This is a genomic window from Chitinivibrionales bacterium, from assembly GCA_014728215.1.
In the GTDB taxonomy this organism is placed as follows: Bacteria; Fibrobacterota; Chitinivibrionia; order Chitinivibrionales; family WJKA01; genus WJKA01.
Map to the genome: position 1 here is coordinate 1 of WJLZ01000205.1, position 6,306 is coordinate 6,306.

Sequence of the window (6,306 nt, forward strand, 5' to 3'; positions counted from 1 at the left end):
ATTCCGCTTTCAACCGTGCAGTAGAGAGTGTCAAACCCCGGGGCGCAATCATTCTGAAAAGCACCTATGCCGGTAGTATGGATTTTAATCCCGCTCCCATAGTTGTCAATGAATTAACCATCATCGGTTCCCGCTGCGGACGGTTCAAGGATGCTGTCGCATACCTCAAAAAGTACAACCCTCCTTTGGAAAAGCTTATCTCTGCCGAATACCCGCTCGAGGACGCCCTTGCCGCATTCGCAGTATCGGAAAAAAAAGAAACGTTGAAAGTCGTGCTCAGGGCTTTCCAAAATTAACAGTCCCACTTTTTTCATAGCCCGACTGAAGTTTACACATTAACCTGTCCCGAGGCTCTGTCTTGGTTGAGCGGTTGAAAACCATGGACCTTTAGCCCCCACCTTTTTCTCCACAACCGACACAGAGTTGTACATGACCGAGCTTGCGGCTGTCGGCGGAGAGATTCGCATAGTAGTTACCGACTGCTTTGAATTTCAGTTGCTGAAAGTTGATGATATGGTTGGTAAGAAGGACTCCTTTTTCGGGCGGTATTTCGATCGAGAGTGTCGTACTCATGGAATCGAGCGTTTTCTCTCCCCGTTCATTGATAAAAGCAACCATTATTTCATGAACACCACATTCTCCCCTGACCCATCGTATCTGAAAGACATAAGAGCATGTGGCCTTAATAGCAGGTAATTCATCTGTCACAAGTTCATCAAATGCGCCCACCATGCACAGCTTTCCACCATAATCAAAAGCTGCATCGCATATGGTCCCGATTTGCATATTCATGCCTGAAAATCCTTTCAAATATATAAATGTGCATTATTTATGCTCATATCAATTCCTTTTTTTTACCACACCCGAAAAAATTTTATATATTATAGTGTAACAGGCGAGTATCATTGGAGGAATTGTTCATCCTCGTACCCCCATCCAGGATTATATCATGAAAACGAGTAAATGTCTTTTATTGGCGCTTATAATTGCCGTCCTCATGCCCCGGGCAATTCAAGCCCGGCAGGGAAACGTTCTTACCCTTGATGGCGTTGATGATTATGTTCGTATCCCCCATTCGGCCTCACTCGATATTACTTCGGAGATCACCATGATCGCCTGGGTCAATATCAGCACCTATCTCGAATATGCGCCCATTCTTTTTAAAGGTGGTAATGATGATCCCAATGCTCTAACAACCGGGGGCAGCAGCTACGGTATTATTCAAAGCGGTGTGAGAAAAGGGACTTCGGCCGGAAAACTCCGGATCAGTTGCCCGTCAACCCGGCAAACCGAAACTTCCACGATGGTCCGCCCATCCACCTGGACCCATATCGCCGTAACCTACGACGCCAGTGAAGGAATTAAAGTTTACTTTGACGGCGCTCTGGAATCGGAGTTTCCGCCCGACGGTGAGATTGCGTCATCAACCTCGCCACTTTTTTTCGGTGTTGAATTTACCGGGGGCGATGAATTCTGGGACGGGCAACTCGATGAGATAATGGTGTTCAACCGGGTCCTTTCCGAATCGGATATCGGCCGGGCAATGAACAATCAGCTTTCGGCTTCGGCGGACGGTCTGGTTGGGTTCTGGCAATTCGAAAATCTCACCGGCGATTCGGTATACGATTCATCCCCCATGAACAACCACGGCCTCCTGTACACTTCACCGGTAGAACCCGGACCACGGCCCGATTATCAGCCGCCCGAATATCCATCACCGGTGCCGAAAACCGATATCGAGAATTTTGTATTTAACAATCCAGAAGCAATCACCAAACCGGAAATTCACTCGCTCAGCTACAGCAGATCTTCCGGTTCGATTACGCTTTCCTGTAAGCTTCCGCAGGAAACGACGACCGGACTTTTCATATTTAACTGTAAGGGCAGGCAGGTTTTTTCAACTTATTCACTAATAACTATCCCCGGGTACTCTCAACAGACACTTGACCTGGGCAACATCCCCGTGGGGCCGGGCCATATCGCCGTGTTAAAATCCGGCACCCGGTCGATTTGCAAAAAAATAACAGTGATCCAATAGGCGTTTAAGGATATGAGGTTAACAATGAATAAGGTTATTTTAAAAATGTCGCTTTTTCTTTGCGTAATACTTTCTCTCGGTCTCCGGAAAACTCATGCCGCGGAGCCGTTTCAATTTCCCTCCGATGCAGGCATGTATAATGTTAAAGATTACGGCGCAACCGGGAACGGCGCCACCGACGACACCAGAGCGATCACCGATGCGATCATGGATGACCCTGTCGATTTCACCCGTCCGAAAGTGCTCTATTTTCCCGAAGGAACCTATCTCGTATCCGACCGAATTTTCATGTTTTATGTCGGAAACACCAATTCATGCTGTTTGACAATCCAGGGTCAGGGACCCGAACATTCGATTATTAAACTGGAGGACGGCTGTGACGGGTATACCGACGGGGCGTCAAAGAAACCCATCTTTCAGACCAGCAGTGGTAATGAAGCATTCCGATATTCGGTATTCGATATCACCATTAACACTGGTTCGAACAATCCCGGCGCAGTGGCGATCAACTATGTGGCAAACAACATGGGCGCGATCGAAAATGTTCATATTAAGTCCGACAACGGGCAGGGGCACACCGGTATCGACATGACCCGTGCCTGGCCCGGCCCGTTACTTATTAAAAATGTCGTCATCGATGGTTTCGATTATGGAATCCATGTCAAACACGCAGAATACGGCCCCACATTCGAATATATTACACTCCGAAACCAGAATGTCGCCGGGATTTTCAATGAAGGCAATACTCTTCCTGTTCGCAAACTTACCAGCAGCAACAGCGTGCCTGCGATATCCCAGGACGGCGGTATGATTATTTTGCTCGAATCGGAGCTGGACAACGGCGCTTCATCCAGAAGCGGAGTGGAAATTAACGGAGGAGTACTCTATGCCAGAGATGTGTCATCAAGTGGATACGGCAACACAATCACCTGCAACGGAGAAAATGTTGCGGGACCTGTAGTCGAAGAATACCTTTCTCATCAACACAGAACGCTTTTTAACGATCCGGCGTCGTCGCTTAAGCTGCCCGTTCAGGATGCCCCGCCGGATTTTCACGACAACGACCTTCGAAACTGGACAAATGTTAACGATTACGAGCTGGTGAATGCCTACGGCAATACCATGCCCGACATTCAGGCCGCGCTCTATTCTGGCAAGTCAACCGTCTACCTGCCAACCAGGCGGTCGGTTGGATACCCCATCTACTGGGACCTCTATATTCCCCCCAATGTTAAGGCCATCATCGGCTTTGAAGCGCTCTGTGGGGGCGGGAGCGAAAATCGGCCGGTTCGTATTTATACCGAAGGCGATACCGACGATCCCTTGTACATAATCGGACCGATTGATATCTCGGTCCATGAATTTGTTCATTCTTCGAGCCGCCCTTTGGTAATCAAACACGCGGGAATTCCTGTTATTACCAATACCGCAGGAGCAGGACCGATTTTTTTAGAGGATGTTATCGCTCATGTGCATATTACCGATGGTCAATGGTTATGGGCGCGGCAGCTCAATTCGGAATCCGTTGCCAATGAAGGGGCGGGAACCCTTAAAATATCCAACGACGCCGGCTATCTGTGGATACTGGGAATCAAAACCGAAGGTGACGGTCCGGTGATACGGACCTCCGGCAGCGGAAGCTCCGAGGTACTGGGTTCCCTTCTTTATCCAACCAGTTTCTTTGCCGATGATATATGGGAGCAGGCAGCCTTTATCAATGATGAATCCTGCCATTCCTTTATGTTGTCGCATAGTAACTACAGCAGCGAACGTACGACCTATAAGTATATCGCCGAGGACACCCGTGAAAACGTGACTGAAAAAATGACAATGGATCAGTTTGAAGGGCGGTTTATGCCCCTTTTTGTTGGCGATAAGGGGTGTGACGTACCCACGCCGCCGGCGGCCCCGTCAATCACCTATGTCCCCGCTCCCACACGTGCGCAAAATGAGATAATGAATCCGGCCCGTTCGTTGTCCACTCCGATTCGTGCAATGGCCGGTATACTTCCGGGGCCCGAAACCAGGTTTAAAGTATCACTTCCGAAAAATGCAACGGGCTTTGAAATATTCAATGCTCGGGGACAAAAACTCTGGCGCTACACAAGAACAGCGGCAACCGAAAAATCAACCGTCCTTGTCCCCGCCGGAACCAGCCGGGGCGTTGCCTTTATCCGGATGCTTTGGGAACAGGAATAGACCGCTCATAACGCTGAGCCGGATGAATATCCGCCGGTCCGAAAATATTCGAGCCGTTCGCTTTGTGCCGGCCGCCGGGCTGTTTTCAGCAACGACCTATCGATCGGCGCCCAGCAGTCGCAAACGGGCGGTAGTGTAGCCTCGACGGTCGTAGCCCAGCCGGAGTGCTTCCCTGAGATTCGCCACCTCCCTATCCCTGTTGCCCATGCAATGGTAAATCCAGGCCCGCACAAACCAGGCTTCGCCATACTCAGGATTTCTGTCGATCGACTTGTCGATATAGGTAAGCGCCAAATCGTAGTAGCCGCAATTACCGATACACCGGGAAAGCATGCACAGGGCTTTCATATGACCGGGTGCTTCCTTCAGAACATTCAGATAGGCGGTCATGGCTTTGGACCAGGCCTGCTTTTTGTACAAATGGTTGCCCAGGCACATGTTGCGGGATATCTGAGAAGGAATTTCCGGATAGCTTTTCGCGCAACGGTCAATTATATCCTGTAACGCTATCCTTTCGTTGTAGGGTATATGCTCCACCAGAGTCGCAATGCTTTGACGGGATCCATTCTTTTGTTTATCACGCACCGGTACGTCCCATTGTTCGAGCAGACCGGCAGGTCCATTCCTGAATCCGGCAGATACTGCTGAAAGAGACTCCTTTTTTTGGGTGGGAACCGGCGTTGCGCTCACCGTCAATCCATCGGACTGCGGAAACCGGTCCTGGTGAAGCGATGCCTCATGCTCCTGCGACTCTCCGGATATTTGATCATTCCGAACCGGAAGGGATGCAACGGTATCCCGGTCGCTGGTTTTACGAACACGGAGATGAGATCGGCGGCTGTTCGTTCGGGATATTTTTGTCGTGGAATCGACCTGTCCTTTCCCTTCTGCATATCGCTGTGTCTTCTGAACAGCCACACTGCGCTCAGACTTTCGCCGGGAAGCACCCCGAACCGGTGCTCGGCTCACCGAAATCTCGCGGGGTTCCGGTTTCGATGTGCTGCCGGCCTCTTTTAAAGCCGCATATTTCCCGATATCACCAAATGCCGCTGCAAAAACTTTCAGTGTATCGACCGATTCCGAGGGGGATATATCAGACCGGGCATAATAGCGGGATAGGGCATGCTCAAAAAATGCAGAAGCTTCTGCACTGTCGACATCCCGGGCAGCAGCAAAATCATTGCTCATTTCCGACCCGACATTGAGCGCAGCCCAGGCCGAGGTGCGGGCAAGCAATGCCGTGATGTTTGATTCATCCCTTTTCAGCTCATCAGTACACAGCGCGATAGCTTTTTCCGGAACATGACCGTTCTGCTGCAAAATCGAGGCCCAAAGTGCCGAATCGAATTTGCTTTCCGATGGCCGGGAGTGTAATCGAGCAGAGGTGCATGAGAGCAGAAAACAACACAGACAAGCAGATGCCTGCAAATAAAAATATTTATGCCGCAAGTAATACATGGTGTGGAACACATCGGCTGAATGTCGGAAATGGATGCTTTTCTGTAATTATATCATTTGTGCGGAGATAGTGCAGGAAGCGTTGAAATGGCGAAGCGATGCGCTGAGTTGACACAGAGAGCATCCATGTTACAACAACCTCACTGCATCGCTCCATTACTCCATTTTTTTCAGCTCTTGTATTTCCTCCGGTAATAGATCGTGAGCATGGTGGGAACGACCAGAAGGGTCATTACCGTTGCAAAGGTCAAGCCGAAAATCATGGTCCAGGCAAAGGGGCGCCATAACTCGGAAGATTCGGAGCCTATCTGAATCCCGAAGGAACCGGGGTGCACATCAAGACTCGCGCCCAGGGCCATGGGGAGGAGCCCTAAAACTGTTGTGATGGCGGTGAGGAGTACCGGGCGCAAACGGGTCTTTCCGGCTTCGATTATGGCCTCGAACCAGTTCATGCCTTTATCGATGAGAAGATTCGTGTAGTCGATAAGAACAATGCAATTATTAACCGCCACCCCGGCAAGGGCAACACAACCGATACCCGACATGATCATGACAAATTCCATACCGGTAAAGGTGAACCCCCAGAACACTCCCCCCAGGGAGAGGAATAC

At 50.0% G+C, this 6,306-nt stretch carries 5 protein-coding genes; 2 read left to right on the plus strand and 3 right to left on the minus strand.

Going from position 1 to position 6,306, the window contains the following annotated elements:
* Positions 1–387: 387 nt before the first annotated feature.
* The gene (locus GF401_18760) at positions 388–792 is read right to left on the minus strand and encodes a hypothetical protein (GenBank protein ID MBD3347101.1); all 405 of its coding nucleotides are present in this window, start codon (positions 790–792) and stop codon (positions 388–390) included.
* Between the two features lie 157 nt (positions 793–949).
* Between GF401_18760 and GF401_18765 the strand changes: the two genes are divergently transcribed.
* Together GF401_18765 and GF401_18770 are read left to right on the plus strand one after the other, a co-directional pair.
* A complete protein-coding gene (locus tag GF401_18765) occupies positions 950–2,038 on the plus strand; it encodes a hypothetical protein (protein ID MBD3347102.1) in 1,089 nt (362 codons plus the stop codon).
* Positions 2,039–2,050: 12 nt separating this feature from the next.
* The gene (locus tag GF401_18770) at positions 2,051–4,237 is read left to right on the plus strand and encodes a hypothetical protein (GenBank protein MBD3347103.1); all 2,187 of its coding nucleotides are present in this window, start codon (positions 2,051–2,053) and stop codon (positions 4,235–4,237) included.
* Between the two features lie 96 nt (positions 4,238–4,333).
* Here GF401_18770 and GF401_18775 read toward each other — a convergent pair whose 3' ends face one another.
* Positions 4,334–5,557, minus strand: a complete 1,224-nt coding sequence (locus GF401_18775) for a hypothetical protein (GenBank protein MBD3347104.1) — start codon at positions 5,555–5,557, stop codon at positions 4,334–4,336.
* A gap of 308 nt (positions 5,558–5,865) precedes the next feature.
* The coding region (locus tag GF401_18780) for an AcrB/AcrD/AcrF family protein (protein MBD3347105.1) at positions 5,866–6,306 on the minus strand (441 nt) is incomplete at its 5' end.

Coding starts and splice junctions, on each gene's coding strand:
- GF401_18765 (MBD3347102.1), top strand. CDS start 950: ATGAAAACGAGTAAATGTCTTTTATTGGCGCTTATAATTGCCGTCCTC.
- GF401_18770 (MBD3347103.1), top strand. CDS start 2,051: ATGAGGTTAACAATGAATAAGGTTATTTTAAAAATGTCGCTTTTTCTT.
- GF401_18760 (MBD3347101.1), bottom strand. CDS start 792: ATGAATATGCAAATCGGGACCATATGCGATGCAGCTTTTGATTATGGT.